This is a genomic window from Candidatus Methanomethylophilus sp. 1R26 (genome assembly GCF_001481295.1).
Taxonomy (GTDB): Archaea; Thermoplasmatota; Thermoplasmata; order Methanomassiliicoccales; family Methanomethylophilaceae; genus Methanomethylophilus.
This window is the reverse complement of the sequence record NZ_LOPS01000048.1, coordinates 54,982-74,068: the sequence shown is the minus strand read 5'-3', so window position 1 is coordinate 74,068 and position 19,087 is coordinate 54,982. Positions and strand designations below refer to the sequence as shown.

The window sequence follows — 19,087 nt, the reverse complement described above, 5'->3', positions numbered from 1 at the left end:
TATTGATGGTTGAGAAGTATAATTTAGCATCAGATATACTTACATTTTTTTCTGCTAAAACCAGGCCAATAATCGTATAATTTTTCTTCTTTAAATATTATCTAACTTATTTATCAGTTGGTACAATGATATTGGTATAATATCTGCCGTTCGGAACTTTATTTAAATACTCTCCAACCAGATTTTTATTCCAACCGTTGAGGAAACGGGAGGAGTGAAGAATGGCAACAAAGGAAGAGATAATGGACAGACTGAGCAACTCGGTCATCCAGTATAAGAGAGCGGACGCGATCGCGGCCGCGAACGAGTGTGTTGCAGAGAAGATCGACCCCGTGGACGCCATCAACGACGGCCTCGTCAAGGGGATGAACGTCATCGGCGACCTCTACGCACAGCACAAGATCTACCTGCCGCAGGTCCTGACGGCCGCCTCCGCCATGTACGGCGCATTGGATATCCTGTTGCCCCTGATCCCCAAGGCATCCCTCGACAACGCGAAGAAGTGCGTCACCGCCGTGATGGAAGGGGACGTGCACGACATAGGGAAGAACATCGTGAAGACGATGCTTACTGCCGGAGGTTTCGTGGTGACCGACCTCGGCAAGGACGTCCCTCCAGCGACCATCGCAGGCACCGTCGAATCCGACGGGATCGATATCGCATGCCTCAGCACCCTGATGACCCCCACCATGGACAACATGAAGAAGACCCTGGACCTGCTGAACGAGAACGGCGTGCGCGGGAACTGCATCGTCACCATCGGCGGTCCCCCGACTTCGCCCGACTTCGCCAAGCAGATCGGGGCCGATCACAGGGACACCAACGCACAGGATTGCGTCAAGTACCTCAAGGAGCGTGTCTGAGATGGCCTCTGTCAAGGGGATGAAGCCCAAGGAAAGGGCACTGGCCGCCCTCGCCGGGGAAAAGGTCGACTGCCTCACCACCTACCCGATCGCATGCGGGGTCTGCAGAAGGTTCATCGGCGATGGGCACATGAAGTACAGCGAGTGGTGCAACGACCCCGAGAAGTTCGCAGAGGCGTTCCTCCAGGGGCAGAAGCAGTACAACATGGACTTCGCCATCGGCCTGATGGACCTGTCCGTCATGGCAGGCGACCTCGGGGCCCATGTCAGGATGGATGAGCAGAACACCCCGTTCGTCGACGGGCACATCATCCACTCCATGGAGGACTATGAGAAGCTCGAAGTCCCGGACATCTCGAAGGGCAGGACCAACGTGCTCATCAAGGGAAGCGAGCTGATAGCCAAGAATCTCAATGACCAGGTGGTGACCTCGGCCTTCGTCGAGGGACCTCTCCTGGCACTGTCCCAGACCGCCGGCGCCGAACAGCTCTTCATGGACATGTTCAGCGACCCGAGGCCCATACACAAGGCGCTCGAGGTAACCACGGAGTACGACAGGCAGATCGTCGAGGCGCTCGGGAAGACCGGCATCGAAGCGCTCTGCTGGGACTACCTCTGGGGCAACTACGCCTGCCTGGGAGACCGGGAGTATGGGGAATTCGAGGGGGACAAGTACGCCCCCTTCCTGAACGAGCAGGTGAAGAAGAACGGTATGGCCGTCGCGATCCATAACTGCGCCGACCTGCCCCACCTCGATACCCAGATCAAGAAGTTCAAGCCCTCCCTCTACTCGATGGCCTACTACCCGCTGATCTCGGGATCGCCGACAGCTGCGGAGACCATCGAGAAGGGATACAGCGACAAGTGCCTCGTCGCCGGCAATCTGGATCCGCAGATATTCATGAGGGACACCGTCGCCCAGTGCGAGGAGGCCACGAAGAACCTGTGCCAGGATGTCAAGACCGCTCTCTGCAAGAGAGGGCTGAACTCCGGATACTGCATCGCCAGCGGATGCGAGGTGCCCCCGTCGGTTAACTGCAAGCTCGAGAACATCAAGGCCGTGGTAGATGCCGAGAGGAAGTACGGCAGGATGGAGTACTGAGCCGGAGCCGCTCCCAAACGCATTACGGCGGCGTTGCCGCGCCGCCGGCCACTCCTACGAACGAAACCAGAACGAAACGGATGCGATGATATGGCAAATGCGTATTTCGAGGCGATGAGCGCCAAGGGGTTCTCCTACAGCACCACCGCTTCGGTGAGGAAGTTCCAATGCCCCAGATGTGGATTCAGTTTCTCTCTTGTCTATGCCCGCGCCATCGCGTGCCAGGGATGCTCCGAGGCCGTCAAGGGATGCCCTAAGGTCAGATGCGCTAAGTGCGACTTCGAGTTCCTCCTCAGGGACACGCCCGACGTGTACGGGAAGAACCAGGAGCGCACCCTGGCCGACCACATATGCAGGATCGTCGGCAAGCGCGACAGCGGCCTTGGGATCGAGGTCTTCAACAGGTGATCGGCATGGCCTTAGGCCTTGGAATCGACACGGGCGGGACCAACACCGATGCCGCCGTCGTCGACCTCGGCACCATGCGGATCTGGGACAGGTCCGTATCCCCCACCACGAGGGATGACCTCACGATCGGGATCTCCCGGGCCCTCGATGGGCTCGACAGGGACCTTTTGGACAAGATCTCCCTCGTCTCCCTATCGTCCACCCTCGCCACCAACACCATCGTCGAGGGCAAGGGCGGACGCGCAGGGCTCATCTGCATCGGACGCGGCTACAGCGACCGCTCCTTCGGCGGACCATGCTGCGTCGTGAAGGGAGCGCACGACCTGGACGGAAACGAGACCGAGCCCCTCGATGAGGCCGCCTGCAGGGAGTTCCTGCAGAGCTTGGCGGGGAGAGTCGACGCCGTCGCTGTATCCGGATACCTGAGCGTCAGGAACCCTGCCCATGAGGACCGGGCGGCCTTCCTCGCCCGCGAGATTCTGGGCGTGCCCGTTGTCTGCGGACATGAACTGTCCTCCGGCCTGGGGTTCAACGAGAGGACTACGACGGCCCTGATGAATGCCCGCCTGATACCTGTCATAGCCGAGCTGATCCGCGCGATGCAGGACGCCCTCCGCAAGCGCGGGATAGATGCCCCGCTGATGATGGTGAAGGGGGACGGATCGGTCATGAGCTCCGCGTCCGCCGTCCTGCATCCGGTCGAGACCGTCCTCTCCGGTCCGGCCTCCAGCCTGGTCGGGGCATATGCCATCACCGGGGAGAAGGACATGCTGATGGTGGATGTCGGCGGCACCACCACCGACATCGGCCTCCTGAAGGACGGGTTCCCCCGTCTCGAGAAGGAGGGGGCCGCCATCGGGGGCAGGCGCACCCGCGTCCTCGCGGCCGCCATGTCCACCTTCGGAATAGGCGGGGACAGCAGGATCCTGGTCAACGGGACCCGCCCGATGCTCACGCCCCTGAGGGTCATCCCGGTCTGCGCCGCAGCGGAGAGGTGGCCGCATGTGGGCGAGATTCTGGAATCTCTGGAGGGCAGGCGGCCGTCCGCCGCCTTCGAATCGGTGGAGCCTGACCTCATCAGGCAGGAGACCGAGCTGTTCGTCGCCGCCAGGCCTCCGGCCGCCGAGGAACTGACCGGCTACGAGCGGAATCTCCTGGAACGCATCAGGGATTCCCCGATGACCGCCGCCGAAGCGGAGAGTTTCACGGGGACCATGGGCATAGCGTACTCGCTCAGCAAGATGGAGAGGCTAGGCCTCGTCACCAGGATCGGCGTTACCCCGACGGACCTGCTGCATGCCGACGGCTCCTTCACGGAGTTCGATGCTGCGGCCTCGAAGGCCGCGATCGCTTACCTTGCCAGGAAATCCCGCATGACCCAGACCGACTTCGTCGCGAAGATGGAGAAGGCAGTGGTATGCAGGATCGCTACCTGCATCATGGAGCATCTGCTGACCGAGGAAGGAGTGCAGGACCCGGCGAAGCGCGCCGGGGAGCTCGTCGCCAAGATGGCCTCCCGGGACCCGGACCCCGATTACACGCTGTCCCTGCATATCGCCCGCACGATCGTGGGGATCGGAGCGCCCGTGCAGGCATGGCTCCCGCCCGTGGCCGATATGTTCGGGGCCAGGCTGGTGATCTCCGGCAATGCCGACATAGGGAACGCCGTGGGTGCCGTCGCCGGGATGGTAACTGTCACCGAGGATGTGCTCATCAGGCCGGCGGCAGGAAGTGTGTCCGCCAATCCGGCCTGCATCGTGTTCACTAAGAGAGGGAAGCGCGAGTTCCCGGACTTCGACACTGCCGTCGAGTACGCCAAGAAAGTGGGGGCCGAGGATGTGCGCCGCCGCGCCGCCGAATCGGGCGCCGGGAACGTCCTCGTGGAGTACCTGATCAGGAAGAAAACCTACCGCAACGAGTTCGAGGGAGGATCCTACTCGCTGCTGGAGGCCAACGTCCTGGTAAGGGCAAGCGGGAAGCCGAGCCTCGGCAGGACGGAGATCCCTTCTGCCGGCGCCGCGCGAAGATCGGGGCCGGCGGATTGCAACTGACGGCCGTCCGCGGCCCCATTACCGTCCATCAACAGTATTGATTAAATACTGATGGATGCAAGAAAAAATATGTTCGCATCAATGATTAACCCTCCGACCGCTTATCCATGAGGCCGGAGCAGTTAATTTGCCGAACGAGGACGGAGTCTCATCGGCCGCCGCGAGATACGGCATCGCGACCTTCGCCATTTTGGCGGCGGCGTACTTCCTGGTATATTTCCACAGGACCACCGGCGGGGCCCTCTCAGAGACCTTCGCCGACCGTTACGGGGTCGGGCCGTCAGCGGTGGCGCTCCTCGCTTCGACCTATCTCATAGCATACACCGCGATGCAGATACCCAGCGGGATGCTGACCGACCGCTGGGGCCCCCGCAGGACCGCGACGGCCGCAGTGTCCTTCATAGCCGCCGGCTCCGCCATGACCGCCGCCTCCGATTGGACCGGCGAGTTCATGCTCATGGTCATCGGGAGGTTCGTCATCGGCTTCGGGGCGGCGTCCGTGTTCATCCCGATGATGAGGGTCCTCGCCGTCTGGTTCAGGAGGGACCGCTTCGCGACGATGAACGGCATCATCCTGCTGATCGGGAATATAGGCGCCATCGCGGCCGCCACGCCGATGTACGAGATGACCGACGCTCTCGGCATAGGCGAGGCGTACATCCTCCTCGCGGCGGTGACCGTGATGGTGGCCGCATGCTGCTGGGTCATCGTGCGTGACAGCCCCGGCGAAAGGGGCCTCGGGTCCCTGGACGCCGGCGCAGAGGAAAGGGTCCCCGCCCGCCGCGCGATAGCCACGGTACTGGGGGGCAGGATGAGGTTCTGGCCTCTGGCAGCGAGCATGTTCTTCTTCTTCGGGACCATGATGATGTGGCAGGCATCGCAGGCCGGATCGTTCTATACCAACGTCTATGGCTACGGGGAGCACGACGCGAGCGTCATGGTCATGATGGTCGGGATCGGCTCCCTCTTCGGCTGCCCGGTCGGCGGCCTGCTGTCCGACAGAGTGCTGCGCTCGAGGAAGACCGTCGCCATGATCGGCACCGGAGGGTACGCGGCGGCATGGGCAGTCATGTGGCTCACTGCCGGCAGGAGCGCATTCTCCTCCGAGATGTTCCAGGCATCGCTCAATTTCCTCTTCGGGTTCTTCTCCGGCTTCCTGGTCGCTACCGTGGCCCAGATCAAGGAATGCTTCCCCTCATCGCTCTCCGCCATGTCCGTGGCCTGCATGCACACGTTCACATTCATCGGCGGGGCCCTGGCGGTGGCCACCTGCGGGTTCGTGGTCGCGGATTCCACGGTCTCCGAATTCCAGGCCCTGTGCCTTATAGCGGCGGCGATGGCCTTCCTCTCGTTCGTCTGCGAAGCGCTGTCCGTCGAGGACGGACCGGACGACGGCCTGAGCGGCGATCCGGCGGTCGGGTACCTGGTGTACCTCTCCGAGACGGACGGCAGCGGGACCCTGCGCAGACGCCGAGGCCGAACGCAAGGGCAATAAGCAGAAACGCGCATCATGCACCCATCTGGAGGACGATACCGCGTTATGCCCCGAGTGCGGAAAGGAATACGAGGACACGTACGGCTTCTGCCCCTGGTGCGGGGCCTTGGAAAGGCCTGAGGCCGCCGGCCCAGCGGGCGCAGGGGTCCCGGCCGACGATACCGGATCCCCGCAGCAGGCTGGATTCGGCGGCCTGCCGGCATCCATGGTGCCCAGGATGAGCCCCGCCAAGAGGTCGGCGGTGTGGATCCTCTGCTTCATCCTCGCGGCCGGGATCTGCATCTGCGGGAGCGTCTCGCTCTCGTTCCTCGCCGGTTCCGCGGCGCTCCTGCTGGCGACCTATGTGCCGGGAGGGGCGTTCTTCCCGATGGCGGGGGGAGGGGCCATGGGGCTCATGACCGGGATATTGCTCAGGTCCATTCTCGGCCTGTCCTGACAGCGCAAACCGTCTTATCGCAGGTAAGCCTAATACCGTCCGGAAGAGGTGCGAGAAGATGTACTGTCCCAAATGCGGGCGCCGGTGCCCGAAGGAGCCAGATTCTGCCCCGACTGCGGGGCCTCGATGGACATGGTCTACGGAGGGGGCCGGGACGGCGCAGCCTGCTCCGGAACGTCTGCAGCGGGCGATTCCCGCCGCAATAGGATAAAGGACGACATCCGTTATACCAACGACACAGAGAGCAACATCTCCCTGCTCGCAGGGTTCACGCTCGCGATCATTGCGACGGTGCTCCTGACGCCCGTCGGCGGATTCATCATAGGGGCCGCCTTCATGCTCCTCGCCGTCGGCGCGGCCGTCCTCGACATGGTCCCCGGGAACAGGGTTTTCCTCCTGGGCGCCGGAGGCACCGCCGGGTTCCTGATAGGATGCTTGCTGTGGGCCATAATATGAGGGTCCGTACGGGGATGATGCGATGTACTGTCCGAACTGCGGCATGATGCTGCCTGAAGGGGCGGATTTCTGCCCCGACTGCGGGACCGGGGTCTCCGGGCACGGAGGCGCACCGAGAAGGGCGGAGGCTTCCGCGATGCCAGAGGACGGCAGGCTGAGGCACAACATCCTCCTGATCAGTTTCCTGCTGAACCTTATCGTCACCTTCGCGCTGGGGTTCGCGGTGGACCTCGTGGTCTGCACGGCCATCCTCATGATCATATACGGCCGGCGCGGCCATTACGGGAAGAACACCGCCGCTGAGGTGCTTGTCGGCTCGGCCGTCGGCCTGCTCATGGGGATAATGCTTCAGGCAGTCTACCTTTGGTGAAGAGCGGGGGCTCAGCTGAATTCCTGGGCGCGGAACGCCTCGATCGCCTTGGTCCATGCCTCGACGTCCTCGAGCGGCGTATCGTTGACGAACCCCTTGACCGGCATTATGGCTGCGCCGCGGGCCGATCTGCGGATACCGGGCATGACGTGTCCCTCGTTTCCGATGCTGCCGGAGACGTAGAACGGGCAGATGGTCTTGCCGATCAGGGCGCATGCCCCGAGGAACCTGTCGACGACCTCCGGCTCCTTGAACATGACCATCGGGAAGCCCACGACGATGGTGTCGTATTTGATGGATGGATCCTCTATCCACTCGGATTCGGGATCGAGTGCTATGATGTCGGCGCCCATAACGGCCGAGATCATCTCGGCGGTACGCCTGACAGCACCTCCGATGGAAAAATATGCAACCAGGGGAACCATCCTTTCTTCCAACCAGTTGACGGCCTTCCCTATATGTTTATTTAAAGATTATCGCGAACAGATACGTAAGCGGAATTAATCCATCGTGAAGATGCCGGCCCTCCCGGACTGGCCGCGGGAGGGCCGCGGAAAAGGTTTTCAGAGCGACCCGGTCCACGCCTTCAGGTCCGGAACGGATACGGAAGCGCGAACCTCCTTCCCCCGAGCACCTTGGCCGCCGGGACCAGATTCTGCATCCTGGAACCGATGCCGTCCATCCCGGAACTCCCGGATGTGGCGAATGGGACGACGGTCTTCCCGGAGAAATCATAGGATTCCAGGAAAGTGTCGATGATGTTGGGCTCCTTGTACCACCAGATGGGGAACCCGATGTACACTACATCGGCGGAAGCGACGGGTGCGCCGCCGTTCTTGATCTTCGGCCTGCAGGAATCATCATCCTTCTCCTTCGTGGTCCTGGAGCTGCTGTCCTTCCAGTCGAGGTCCGCAGCGGTGTAGGGGGTCTCGGGCACGATCTCGAAAATCTCGGAACCGGTGGCCTCGGCGAGCTTCTCCGCAACGGCCCTGGTCATTCCCGAACAGCTGAAATATGCGACTAACGACGCCGTATTATCACCTTGGACCTGAATGGGCGGGGACGTATAAATGACTGCTTGTCCGTTAATTCCGTGTTCCCGGCTTTTAATACGGGAGCGCCGTTCAAGGTGCCATGGATGCAGAATCCGCGCTGAGGAGGCTGATGGAGGGGAACGCCCGGTATGTCGGGGGACGCTCCTCAGGCGACTTCTCGGGGCGCCGGAGGAGGGAGCTGGCAGAAGGACAGGCCCCGTTCGCGGTGGTCATCGCCTGCTCCGACTCCAGAGTGGTGCCGGAAGCTGTCTTCTCGGCGGGCCTGGGGGACATCTTCGTCATCCGCACCGCGGGGAACACCGCCGGCCCAGATGTCCTCGCCAGCGCTTGGTATGCCGCGGACCACCTCCGTGTCCCGCTCATCGTCGTGCTGGGACATATCGGATGCGGCGCCGTCTCCGCTGCTCTGCAGGGGCACGGCGGAGGGCCGATGGGGGATACCGTGAGGAGGATATCGGCCAACATCGGAGGGGAGCGCGATCCAATCATCGCCGCCGAGATCAATGCCAGGAGGACGGCGGAAGCGGTGAGGGAGGCCGTGCCCGGGACGGCGGTCGCCGCAGCCGTCTACGACACCGCCGGGGGAGGCGTCCGCTTCCTCCTGCAGGATGATGCGAAACCGTTATAACCACCGTGCTAATGCATAGCACGCTATGAGCTCCCTGACTGTAGGATTCGTCGGACTGGGTCTTATCGGAGGCTCAGTCGCGCGCGCATTGAAGAAGGCCAATCCGGAAACCGTTATCATGGCCTATGACAGGGACACGGAGGCTCTCGCCGAGGCGTATGAGGACGGAACCGCGGACATCCTCCTCTCGGGCATCGACTCCCGCTACTCGGACTGCGACATCATCTTCCTGTGCGCCCCCGTCAGCGCCAACATGGAACTGGCGGCGCAGGTCGCCCCGTTCATGAACAGGAGATGCATCCTCACCGATGTCGGCAGCGTCAAGGGCCGCATGCACCGTAGGATCGGAGAACTGGGCCTTTCCGCCCGCTTCATAGGCGGGCACCCGATGGCCGGCAGCGAGAGGACCGGCTACCGGAACTCCAAGGCAATGCTCCTGGAGAACGCCTATTACATCATCACGCCCACTCCGGATACCGCACCGGAGGATCTGGAGCACTTCCGTTCCCTGGTCTCCTCCATGGGCGCCATCCCGATGGTCATGGCCCCCGAGGAACATGACAGGATCGCGGCGGCGGTCAGCCACCTCCCCCACGTGATATCTGCGGCGCTGGTGAACCTGGTCAAGGGCTCCGACTCGGAGAACGGCAGGATGCGGACGGTCGCCGCGGGCGGATTCAAGGATATCACGAGGATCTCATCCTCGTCGCCCGAGATGTGGCAGAGCATATGCGCCGAGAACTCCGAGAACATCTCGCGCCTGCTGGCGCTGTACATCCGGGACCTTGAGAAGGCGAAAGCCCTCATAGATGCGCGCGACAGAGACGGGCTGAGGGCGATGTTCGACAGTGCCAAACGTTACCGGGAAACATTCCCGTCATCCTCTGCCGGCCCCATCAAGACCGATAACGCCATCCATGTGGAGATCGCGGACAGGCCCGGGTCCCTGGCAGTGGTCATGACGATGCTGGCAGCGGCATCGGTCGACATCAAGAACGTCGGCATCGTCCACAACCGCGAGTTCGAGTCCGGATCGCTGAGGATCGAGCTCCACAGCGAGAGGGACGTGAAGAAGGCGTCGGGCATCCTGAGGGGCTTCGGATATCCCGTGACCGTCGGGTGAGGCCCCGTCGGGCCCTGCGGGCCAGGACCGCATCCCTCAGCTTCCTGACCGATTCGGCGCCGTTCTGGTCGAATACATCCGCACCGGCCCGTCTGGCACCTTCTTCCGAGACCGGCTGGCCGCCGCAGCAGAAGATGATACGGTCCCTGATGCCCAGTTTCCTGAGCTCGCGGTCGACCGCCCTCATCTTGGTATCTATAGAGGCGAACTCCCCGGACACCACGCATGCGGTGACGCCGTCCTGCCTGCAACGGGCGGCTATGTCATCGGGCATCATGCCCTCCTCGACGATGTCGGTATCGAAACCCTCTATGCCCAGGAGCAGCGCCATGAGGTTCCTGCCCTCGGTATGGATGTCCAGAGTGGCGACGACCGCCTTCCCCAGGTCCGGCCGGGGGATACCCAGCGCTTCGCGCACTTCGTAAGCGGTCTTCACTGTGCCCATGAGCTTGGGGAAGGCGGTCCTCCCGGCGGTATATCCCTTTTCGGCCCTGAAGACAGCTTCGCGCACCTCTGCCTCCGCCTCATCCCTGTCCATGCCCTCCGCAGCCTTCACGGCAGCGGCGGCATCCATCCTGCCGACGGCATCCGATATCTCCGACATTACGATGTCTCCGCGCCGAGTTATGTGCTGGGAGCATATAGGGTTCTCCTTCTCCAATTCCTCTTTATACCATCCATACCGATTCGCCGAGCATGGCAACATACGTCGTTCTGCACACGAACATGGGAGACATCAAGATCCGGATGCACGAGGACATGCCGATCACCACCGGCAACTTCGTGAAGCTCGCGAAAGATGGATTCTACGACGGGACCATCTTCCACAGAGTGATAAACGACTTCATGATCCAGGGCGGGGACCCGGAAGGCACCGGGATGGGCGGTCCGGGGTACACCATCGAGGATGAGTTCGGCCACGGGCACTCCAACCAGCCTGGATACGTCTCCATGGCCAACACCGGCCGCCCCCACACCGGAGGAAGCCAGTTCTTCATCAATACCAATGACAACGGATACCTGGACAAAGAGAACCCCAGCACCCCCTACGCCCATCCCGTCTTCGGGAAGGTCGTCGAGGGGATGGAGGTCGTCCTGAAGATCCAGAAGGTCCCCACAGATATGAACGACAGGCCTCTCAAGGATGTCGTCATCGAGAAGGCAGAGGTCATCGAGGACTGATCCCATGGCCGTAGGCAGGGACCACCACGTGTTCCAGGCCCTGGGGCTCACCAGGGTCGTGATCGAAGATGGGAAAGTAGTCTCGGTCAGCGAGCCGAAGCTCGATTACTGCCCCCTTTACAAAAAGTTCCGCAATCTCGACCGCATCACGCCCGAGGCCGTGAAGGAGAACGTGGAATCAAGGATCCGTGAATTCGGGCTTTGCACCGAGAACAGGAAGGTGCGCGACGGCGATTATGTCACCTTCGGGATCTCCGAGATCCTCTCGGCGGCTCTGGCCGAGGGCAAGATAGGTGCGGCGGTCATCGCCTGCGACGGCGCCGGGACCGCTGTCGTTTCAGATCCGGAGCTACTCCAGGGGCTGTGCGGGAGGATTTCCGGACTGCTCGAGACCTCGCCTCTGAAGGTCGTTCAGGATGCGGTCGGGAAGGATAACATCCTGGACCCGGATGGCTGTTCCATCGATCCGCTGAGAGGAGCGGACATGGCGGCGGCCAGGTACGAGAGGTTCGCCGTCACCGTGGCCAGCCCCCATGATGCGGCGGCCATCAGGAAGAAGTACGGGGACAGGGCGGTCGTGGCGGCCGTCCACAGCAGCGCGATAGGCCCCAAGGGCGCGCAGATGTACTTCGATAACTGCGACCTCGTCACCGCATGTGCCAGCGCTCCGCTCCGCAAGGAAGCCGGGAACCGCGACATCGTCGTCGCCGGCAACAAGGTCGAGATCTACGGCGTCACGGACATCGGCAAGGAGCTGGTCATCGGCAAACTCGCCTCCGTCGGCAGGAAGCCGTATGACGGCGGGCCCCTGGACGAGCCCCGTCCGCTGCTCAACGCCGACCTCCTGTCAAAAGAAGATTGACCTTCCGAGGCTCAGCCCTTCGCCGGACGATGTTTACAGCACCGCCCGGCCTCATTTCTTCTTCGGAGGACCGCCGAACTTCTTCTTCAGCGCCTTCTCGGTAAGGATGATCGGCACCATCATGATGGCCAATTCGGCCATCATCACGGCCGCCATAAGCAGTGCGATTCCATCATCATCGAAATCCATCGCCGGGATCATCGAAACCGCGGCCGGAAGCATCATGACGAGCCCGAACCATTCCATCTTCTTCCCGGAATATACCTGTGCGAACTTCCAGGATTCGCCTGACATCATAGAGCGCTGCGTGCGATAGCCGCAGAAGTGGTTCGGATCTTTGGGCGGATGGGCTGCCATGATGCGACCGGCGGCGGCCATGATGCAGGGGAGGAGGACCGCCGAGAGTGGTCCGAACCACCAGAACGGATTCACGGATTCGTATCGGTATACGAATATAATACCGCGCCAACAGAACATGGCCGCACATATGCCGGAAACTGCCCCGATAGACTGATCCGCGAATGACCCAGCTTCACAGTTTCGCACCGATGTACCTCTTGGGGAGCACATAGATCTCCCCGTCATCATCGAGCCCGACACGGGCGTCCACCTCGTAGACGTCGCGGATTAGCTGCGGAGTGATGACCTTCTTCGGGTCCCCGATGGTCATTATCCTGCCCTTCTTCATGATGATGCAGACGTCGCAGTAGCGCGCCATCAGGGAGATGTCGTGCTCCGCCACCATGACGGTCATGTCTGTACGCGCCATGGACTGCAGGTACTCCATCACATCCAGTTTGTACTTCATATCCAGATGCGACGTGGGCTCGTCCACCAGCATGAGCTTCGGCTCCTGGACGTACGCTTTGGCGATGAGCGCCCTCTGGCGTTCCCCGGACGAGAGCTTGCTCACCTGGTTGCGGCGGAGCTCATCGAGACCGAAGGTCCTGAGGGCCTCTCTCACCTTGGCCTCGTCCTCCTCGGTCTCCCACCAGAGGCGGTCAACGAAGGGATAGCGTCCCAGCATGACCATGTCCATCACCGACATGCCGAAGGTCTGCCCTGCCTCCGCCGGGACGGACGCCACCAACTTGGCGATCTCCGACGGATGCATGGAGCCCACATCGTTGCCGTCTATGGATATGGAGCCGGAGGTCATCTGGTTGATCTTGCAGATGCACTTCATCATGGTGGATTTCCCGCATCCGTTGGGCCCGATAAGGCCCACCAGACGCCCCTTCCCGAGGCTGAAGCTGATGTTGTCCAGCGCCCTGAAGTCGCCGAAATCCATGCACAGCCCCTGGATCTTGAGCAGGTCGCCCTCCCAGTATCTGCCGCCGTCCTCATCCATTGTAACTGCGCCCCTTGGTCATCAGCATGTACGCGAATATCGGCGTCCCAATCATGGCCGTGATGGCCCCGACGGGCAGCTCGATGGGCGAGAGCACCGTCCTGGCTATCAGGTCCGCGAACAGCATCAGCATCGCGCCCAGGACTATCGACGCCGGCATGATGAGGCGGTGGTCGCTCCCCAGTGCCATCCTGCAGGCATGGGGGATGACGAGCCCGACGAACCCGATGATCCCGCAGAAGGCCACGCAGAGGGCGGTGAGAACTGATGCGATCACCATCATGCAGCGCTTGAACCTCTTCACGTTGAGGCCCAGCTGCTTGGCCTGGTCCTCCCCCATCATGAAGAGGTTGAACTCGCGGGCCCACAGCATGGATATCAACGACACGCCCATCACCGGGATGAACACCAGCCAAGCGTTCTCCCAGGTGATGTTGGCGAACGACCCGAACAGCCACCACATGGCGTTGGTGATGTTGTCCTGCCCCAGGGACAGGAAGATGGTCTGGAAAGAGGAGAAGGCGAACCCGACTATGGTCCCGGCGAGGATGTAATTGGTGGCGGAGCCTCCCGCCCCCTCGGCCACCAGCATGGTTATGCCGAAGGCAGCGATCCCTCCGATGATGGCCGCGATGGGTATCAGGTAAAGGTTGCTGTTGGGAAGGAACGAGACCGATATCTCCAATGCCACGATGCTATCGCCAGGCATCCTGCCCCCGAGGACACGCCGGTTATGTAGGGGTCCACCAGGGGGTTGCGTATCAGCGCCTGGTACATGCATCCGGCGATGGACAGCCCCGAGCCCACGGCTATGGCCGCGATGGCCCTCGGGAGCCTGGCCTGGTAGATGTAGAGCTCGGTGGTATCGAGGTCCTCCCCGTGCTTCTGGACCGAGGAGATGAGGGCGGAGACCGCATCGCCGACAGAGATTATCCCTCCGGAGGAGATGGATATGGAGATCAGGAAAGCTATGACCGACATTGCTATGCCGAACATGACGATGACCGCGAACCGCCTCTTCTTGCGCTTTATCTCGCTCTCATCGTCGCGCTTGGTCATCAGGTGCAGGAGCCCTTCGTAACCTTCGCGCAGACGCCTGCCTTTTTTCTCTCCGCTCAAACGAACATCACCTTTCACCTTCAATAGAACTTGATCAGGAATAGGATGCAGACCGCGGCCGCAACCGCCAGCACCCCCCACGTCCAATCCAGGCCGTTCTCCATCTCGACATGGCCTTCGTCGCCCCATGCCAGGCCGGCCACTTCGGAGATGCAGTAAATCGCCCCGTAGTCGTTGCCCACGTAGAGCTTCCCGTCGATGACCGTTACCGAATCCATGGAATACGAGTCATCCGAATACGGGGAAAGCTGCATCTTCCACAGTCTCTCTCCGGTGTCAGCGGAGTAAGCAGCCACACCTCCGCCTGTCGGCCAGAAGGAACCCGCTGAGTAGTCCGTGGCGTAAACGACGCCGTCAGCCAGGGTAAGGGCCCCCTTGACTAGGGATGAAATAGACGACCATACGACCTTCCCGTCCATGTCGAAGCAACAGATCTGCCCGGTCAGTTCCACGGACGTCCCGTCCGTCTTCTCCAGTTCCTTTGCCCCTGAAGAGGAGGGCTCGATGTACATCCAGAAACGATCTCCGCTGAGCACGGGGCCGCCGCACAGAGCTTCGATCTTCCAATCATACTCCGACACGCCGTCAGACCCTTTCCCGGTCAGGGCATCGACGCAGACGATCCATTCGGTCATCGGCGACATTCCGCCGTCGCTGCAGGCCACTATCAGCCTGCCGTCCCCGGTCGCAGTGACGGAGCCCACAGAGCCAGGGGTGCCAGGATGTGGGAGGTTGGATCCTCCCAGGTTAATCATCTGCCGGACCCACTTCTCATCTCCGGTGGAGGCGTCGAGGGCATAGAGATATCCCTCATAGCTACCGATGTACAGCATCCTCGTCCCGTTCTCCTCGGCGATGACGGGGGCATGGAAGTAGAAACATCCCCTGGTGCCTGTGTACGTCTTGGTGCCGCCGCTGTCGACAGCGAAGTCTGCGTCCGGGAGATAGTCCCAGAGTTCCGTGAATCCAGTTTCACGGGACACCGAGTAGGCAAGGACATGCCCGGAAGAAGTCCCGAAGTACACTGCGCCCGAATCGTATACCGGTGTGGTGGCGCCGGTGAGGAAGGTCCTCCCGTTCCAGGCGTATCTCCCATCTTCCGTATAGGGATAGTCCAATTTCCCCTCATCCTCTAAGTCCAGCACGTGGAGGACCGTCCCATCGAAGCGATCAAAGCAGTACACTTTGCCGCATGTGGCGGTTACGATCAGAATATCGCCAACCACCAACGGGGATGTTACCTCGTAGCCTCTCCCATACTCCATCCTGTAGTCCCATAACTGCTCCCCGGTGAGCCGGTTTATGCAATATACCCAGGGGTAGCGGTCGCCTCCCATCGCACCGTAGACGCCGCCAGTCGTATGATAGAGGCGGTCGCCGGCGACTATGATAGAAGAGTCGACATACCCCGTGGTATAGGTGCGGTACCACTCCAGAGGGGTCGCCGCATTGCGCGTGCCGTAGGAACCCGATACGCCGGAGGAGGATGAATCGCCCCTGTGCATCGTCCAGGAAGCCCGGCTATCCGGAGTCTCGGCCGGGACTATGGCTCCGTCGGGATAGAACCCCCATGCGAAGCTCCCTGCTGTGTAATAAGATATGTCAGTGGACTCCCATTCCGACTCCGTGCTGTTCCATAGGTAGAATATCCAGCTGCATGTCTGCGAACCGACCTTATGCTCGGCCATACCACCGATGGAGACGAACCCTTCAGACCCCCCAGTGCACTCCAAGCCGAAACTGCCGGCGGCCTGTTCGGTCAGTTCGATACATCCCTTCTGCTCGGTGAAATCGTACCAGTAGGTGGTGCCGTCTCCCATATCGATGAGGACCGAACCCGCCGGCAAGTCTGCCGATGAGCCCCCGGCCGGAACCGCCGCAGGCACCGCCATCAGAAGTGCCAGCAGGATAGCCGTTATGTACCCAGAGCCTTCATTCGTAACCCTCCCCGCCCCAGAGGTCTATCCTCTGGTAGTTCAGATATCCCCAATAGTCGTCCCCAAAGTACTTGGGAACGGAATCGAGAGGGTCCTGATCAGTGAAGGCATTGGGATTCAGCAGCTTGGCTATGAGTTCGGCCGCCTGCGCCAAACGGGGCCCGGGACGGGACATAATGTCACCGGAATCCCCGGAGAACACGAAGACCTCGCCGCTCTTGAACGCAGGAGTATTCTTCCACATGGGATCCAGGCCATCCAGGAGCTCCAGGTACTCCCTGTCCGAAGTTATCTCGTTCTCGGATTGGATGATGATTATCACCTGCGGCTGCATCCTGTAGATCTGCTCCTTGGACACCATGAACCAGGACGACGACTGCGTATCGAATACGTTGATGCCTCCGGCAGACCCGATGAGATCGCTCATGAACGTGCCGGAACCGGCGGTCCAGGGAGACGGATCTGCGCTGAGCGAGACGAAGACACGCTTGTTGGATGTCCCGGCGACCGCCGAAACGTCATCAATGGTCCCACTGAGGCCGCCAATCACCTTAGTGGCATTCTCTTGCATACCTATGGAGCAGGCGGCGATCCAGATATTGTTGTACATGGACGCGACATCCACTGCATCATCGAGGACCACGCAATCCACGCTGGATTTCCTCAATTTGTCCGCCATGGTGACCTGCTGACCGACGCTTCCGTCGCAGAATACTACGTCCGGGTTGAGTTTGATTATCCATTCGTAGTTCGGATCTGTATAACCGCCGGTAACGGCGATAGTGCCGTTCTCCTTCAGGTCTCTGACGGCCTTAGGATAGTCGCTGTATAGGTCGGTCCCCACGATGTAACCCAAGGCACCTACGGCTACCAGGGTCTCGGTGACAGACGGAGCCAAAGTGACGATACGAAGATCCTTGCCCGTCGATAGGTCCTTGCCCCCATTGGCGTAACTGTAGTATGTGTAGCCTGTGTAATCGGCCGCCGGCACCAGAGCTGACGGGCCTGTGCTGCGCGCCCACGCGACTATCTGATAGTCGGACACGTCGGTCTGAGAGGGGTCTGAGGACTTCCACTCCCCTCCTTCCATCACGTAAAATCCCCAGGATATGTTCAGCTCGTTCTCGGACCCGTTGACAGAAATTACCGCGCCGTTCACGCGGTTGACTGTATATCCTTTGGACCCGCAGACAATGTCCAAGGCCGCATCTCCATCCGTGCCTTCTGGAAAATCCGATTCAACCCATTCGACGTTCCAGTGCCCGAAATCGAGTATCAGCCCCGATTTAGCGTCCGACGACGTTTCAGTGAGGCCTACGAAAGGGAGAGATGCCACAACCAGGGCCGCAATCACTGCAGATGTTGCGATCTTGATGTTGAGCGCTCTCAGTGAGCCCCCCTCCTGCGGATATAATACAGTGCCAGCATTACCGCGGCAAAGATGATTGCAGCGGCCGCAGCGACAGACGCAAGAGGCAGTCCATCGTCGCTGCCGCTGCCGCGGACCTCGATCTCGGCAGCAGCAGGAAAGGCCTTCGATCCTATCTCTGGCTCATCGCCCTCGAACACAGCATGCTCGAGCGCAGTGCATCCCCAGAACGCACTGTCCCCGATCTTCCCGAGCGATGCAGGAAAAGAAACCTCGCATAGGGATCTGCAGTTCTCAAAAGAATTCGAGCCGACGTATTTCAGGGACTTCCCAAAATCTACGTTCTCCAGCGAAGTGCATTCACGGAAGGCGCTGTCCCCGACGGATGTCACTCCATCCGGCAGATCCACCGACACAAGGGCAGGGCACATGTAGAAGGCGCTGTCCCCGACAGATCTCAGAGTTTCCGGGAGAGCTATCCTCTCCAGTCTGTCCCCGTACTCGAAGCAGTGCGCAGGAATCTCTGAGATTCCAACGCCCACAGTTATCTGGATCGCCCCGCGGCAGAGTCTGAAGGAACCGTCGCACAACTCGGTAACCGAATCAGGTACGGTTATAGACGTCAGGGATATGCACTCCCTGAACGTCTCGAAACCTATCCTCCGGACAGAAGAGGGAAGATCGATGGATTCCAGCGAGCCGTCGCTGCGGAACGCCTCGTCCATGATGTCCGTAACGCTTCCGGGGATGGAAACAGATTCCAACGCCCCCTGATAGAAGAACGCTCTTTCGCGTATTAAGCGGACCCCATCGCTGATTGATACTGTCTTCAGATCCGTCCGGTGAACCTTGTTGTTGTCTCCGCTGTCCGATGCGCCGAACGCATAAGGTCCGATAGAATCGACCGGATATCCTCCGGCCGATGACGGTACAGTGAGCGAGCCGGACGCCGAGACCGTTCCGGAAATTATCATTGCTTTTCCGCCGATGACTGCGCAGACGACCGAGGAGCCGTCTTCGGAGCCGACAGTGCATGTCTCGATCGTATCGCTGTCCTTGCCCCAGCCGGACGTTCCGGGGAGGTGTGCCGATCCTTCTGGGACATCCCCTTCCGGCCTGTCGCCGAGGAATATCTCCTCGGAGCCGGCCGGAAGGCCGAGCTCCCCACAGTCCGAACAGTGCCCGGCACTACGACCGTCGGAGACCCAGAGATCCCGGACATAGCGCCTCCACCTATCTCGGTGACATTGTATCCTTCGAGAGCGGCCGGTAGGAACACA

21 protein-coding genes and 1 pseudogene are annotated in these 19,087 nt (G+C 60.9%); 13 read left to right on the top strand and 9 right to left on the bottom strand.

Annotation, left to right across the window (positions count from 1 at the left end; all coding sequences use genetic code 11):
• The first annotated feature begins 221 nt into the window (after positions 1 to 221).
• The 9 genes and pseudogenes from AUQ37_RS08535 to AUQ37_RS08500 all read left to right on the top strand — a co-directional run bounded on the left by AUQ37_RS08535 (position 222) and on the right by AUQ37_RS08500 (position 7,181).
• Positions 222 to 863: a B12-binding domain-containing protein gene (locus AUQ37_RS08535; RefSeq protein WP_058748236.1), complete on the top strand. Its 642-nt coding sequence runs from the start codon at positions 222 to 224 to the stop codon at positions 861 to 863.
• 1 nt (position 864) lies between these two features.
• Positions 865 to 1,965 (top strand): uroporphyrinogen decarboxylase family protein, encoded by a 1,101-nt coding sequence (locus AUQ37_RS08530; RefSeq protein ID WP_058748235.1) that lies wholly within the window; start codon positions 865 to 867, stop codon positions 1,963 to 1,965.
• 90 nt (positions 1,966 to 2,055) lie between these two features.
• Complete coding sequence (locus tag AUQ37_RS08525; RefSeq protein WP_058748234.1) at positions 2,056 to 2,373, top strand: hypothetical protein; 318 nt, start codon at positions 2,056 to 2,058, stop codon at positions 2,371 to 2,373.
• 5 nt (positions 2,374 to 2,378) lie between these two features.
• Positions 2,379 to 4,424, top strand: a complete 2,046-nt coding sequence (locus AUQ37_RS08520; protein WP_082662498.1) for a hydantoinase/oxoprolinase N-terminal domain-containing protein — start codon at positions 2,379 to 2,381, stop codon at positions 4,422 to 4,424.
• A 127-nt stretch (positions 4,425 to 4,551) separates the two neighbouring features.
• Positions 4,552 to 5,919, top strand: coding sequence for an MFS transporter (locus AUQ37_RS08515; RefSeq protein ID WP_058748233.1), 1,368 nt, complete (start codon positions 4,552 to 4,554; stop codon positions 5,917 to 5,919).
• Positions 5,831 to 6,022, top strand: a pseudogene (locus AUQ37_RS13785) (hypothetical protein); the annotation flags it as partial. The gene AUQ37_RS08515 and the pseudogene AUQ37_RS13785, both read left to right, overlap by 89 nt.
• A 3-nt stretch (positions 6,023 to 6,025) precedes the next feature.
• The gene (locus tag AUQ37_RS12660) at positions 6,026 to 6,355 is read left to right on the top strand and encodes a hypothetical protein (RefSeq protein WP_058748232.1); all 330 of its coding nucleotides are present in this window, start codon (positions 6,026 to 6,028) and stop codon (positions 6,353 to 6,355) included.
• An 84-nt stretch (positions 6,356 to 6,439) separates the two neighbouring features.
• On the top strand, positions 6,440 to 6,811 hold the full coding sequence (locus AUQ37_RS08505; protein WP_157844388.1) for a hypothetical protein: 372 nt from the start codon (positions 6,440 to 6,442) through the stop codon (positions 6,809 to 6,811).
• Between the two features lie 22 nt (positions 6,812 to 6,833).
• Entirely contained in the window at positions 6,834 to 7,181 is a 348-nt protein-coding gene (locus AUQ37_RS08500; RefSeq protein WP_058748230.1) for a zinc ribbon domain-containing protein, read from the top strand.
• 11 nt (positions 7,182 to 7,192) lie between these two features.
• On the opposite strand, the gene AUQ37_RS08495 is transcribed toward AUQ37_RS08500, so the two are convergent.
• Both AUQ37_RS08495 and AUQ37_RS08490 read right to left on the bottom strand, forming a co-directional pair.
• On the bottom strand, positions 7,193 to 7,618 hold the full coding sequence (locus AUQ37_RS08495; protein ID WP_157844387.1) for a flavodoxin: 426 nt from the start codon (positions 7,616 to 7,618) through the stop codon (positions 7,193 to 7,195).
• A gap of 149 nt (positions 7,619 to 7,767) precedes the next feature.
• Entirely contained in the window at positions 7,768 to 8,178 is a 411-nt protein-coding gene (locus tag AUQ37_RS08490) for a flavodoxin (protein ID WP_102134608.1), read from the bottom strand.
• Positions 8,179 to 8,315: 137 nt separating this feature from the next.
• Between AUQ37_RS08490 and AUQ37_RS08485 the strand changes: the two genes are divergently transcribed.
• The 4 genes from AUQ37_RS08485 to AUQ37_RS08470 all read left to right on the top strand — a co-directional run bounded on the left by AUQ37_RS08485 (position 8,316) and on the right by AUQ37_RS08470 (position 12,031).
• Positions 8,316 to 8,864 carry a carbonic anhydrase gene (locus AUQ37_RS08485; RefSeq protein ID WP_058748228.1) on the top strand — a complete coding sequence of 183 codons (549 nt, stop codon included), beginning with the start codon at positions 8,316 to 8,318 and terminating at the stop codon, positions 8,862 to 8,864.
• 25 nt (positions 8,865 to 8,889) lie between these two features.
• The gene (locus AUQ37_RS08480; RefSeq protein WP_058748227.1) at positions 8,890 to 9,987 is read left to right on the top strand and encodes a prephenate dehydrogenase; all 1,098 of its coding nucleotides are present in this window, start codon (positions 8,890 to 8,892) and stop codon (positions 9,985 to 9,987) included.
• 696 nt (positions 9,988 to 10,683) lie between these two features.
• Positions 10,684 to 11,169, top strand: coding sequence for a peptidylprolyl isomerase (locus AUQ37_RS08475; protein ID WP_058748226.1), 486 nt, complete (start codon positions 10,684 to 10,686; stop codon positions 11,167 to 11,169).
• Between the two features lie 4 nt (positions 11,170 to 11,173).
• Entirely contained in the window at positions 11,174 to 12,031 is an 858-nt protein-coding gene (locus AUQ37_RS08470; RefSeq protein ID WP_058748225.1) for a methanogenesis marker 8 protein, read from the top strand.
• Between the two features lie 51 nt (positions 12,032 to 12,082).
• Here AUQ37_RS08470 and AUQ37_RS08465 read toward each other — a convergent pair whose 3' ends face one another.
• The 7 genes from AUQ37_RS08465 to AUQ37_RS08435 form a co-directional block, all read right to left on the bottom strand.
• Positions 12,083 to 12,388: an SdpI family protein gene (locus AUQ37_RS08465; protein WP_162262218.1), complete on the bottom strand. Its 306-nt coding sequence runs from the start codon at positions 12,386 to 12,388 to the stop codon at positions 12,083 to 12,085.
• Between the two features lie 175 nt (positions 12,389 to 12,563).
• Positions 12,564 to 13,382 carry an ABC transporter ATP-binding protein gene (locus tag AUQ37_RS08460; RefSeq protein WP_058748223.1) on the bottom strand — a complete coding sequence of 273 codons (819 nt, stop codon included), beginning with the start codon at positions 13,380 to 13,382 and terminating at the stop codon, positions 12,564 to 12,566.
• Positions 13,375 to 14,073, bottom strand: coding sequence for an iron ABC transporter permease (locus tag AUQ37_RS08455; protein WP_157844386.1), 699 nt, complete (start codon positions 14,071 to 14,073; stop codon positions 13,375 to 13,377). The genes AUQ37_RS08460 and AUQ37_RS08455 overlap by 8 nt, the downstream gene beginning before the upstream one ends.
• Positions 14,022 to 14,501 carry an iron chelate uptake ABC transporter family permease subunit gene (locus tag AUQ37_RS13155; RefSeq protein ID WP_058748221.1) on the bottom strand — a complete coding sequence of 160 codons (480 nt, stop codon included), beginning with the start codon at positions 14,499 to 14,501 and terminating at the stop codon, positions 14,022 to 14,024. Before AUQ37_RS13155 ends, AUQ37_RS08455 begins: the two co-directional genes overlap by 52 nt.
• Before the next feature lie 20 nt (positions 14,502 to 14,521).
• Positions 14,522 to 16,348 (bottom strand): PQQ-binding-like beta-propeller repeat protein, encoded by a 1,827-nt coding sequence (locus AUQ37_RS08445; protein WP_162262217.1) that lies wholly within the window; start codon positions 16,346 to 16,348, stop codon positions 14,522 to 14,524.
• Positions 16,349 to 16,433: 85 nt separating this feature from the next.
• A complete protein-coding gene (locus AUQ37_RS08440; protein ID WP_058748219.1) occupies positions 16,434 to 17,639 on the bottom strand; it encodes an ABC transporter substrate-binding protein in 1,206 nt (401 codons plus the stop codon).
• A gap of 185 nt (positions 17,640 to 17,824) precedes the next feature.
• Positions 17,825 to 18,781 carry a leucine-rich repeat domain-containing protein gene (locus AUQ37_RS08435; protein WP_058748218.1) on the bottom strand — a complete coding sequence of 319 codons (957 nt, stop codon included), beginning with the start codon at positions 18,779 to 18,781 and terminating at the stop codon, positions 17,825 to 17,827.
• Positions 18,782 to 19,087: the final 306 nt, after the last annotated feature.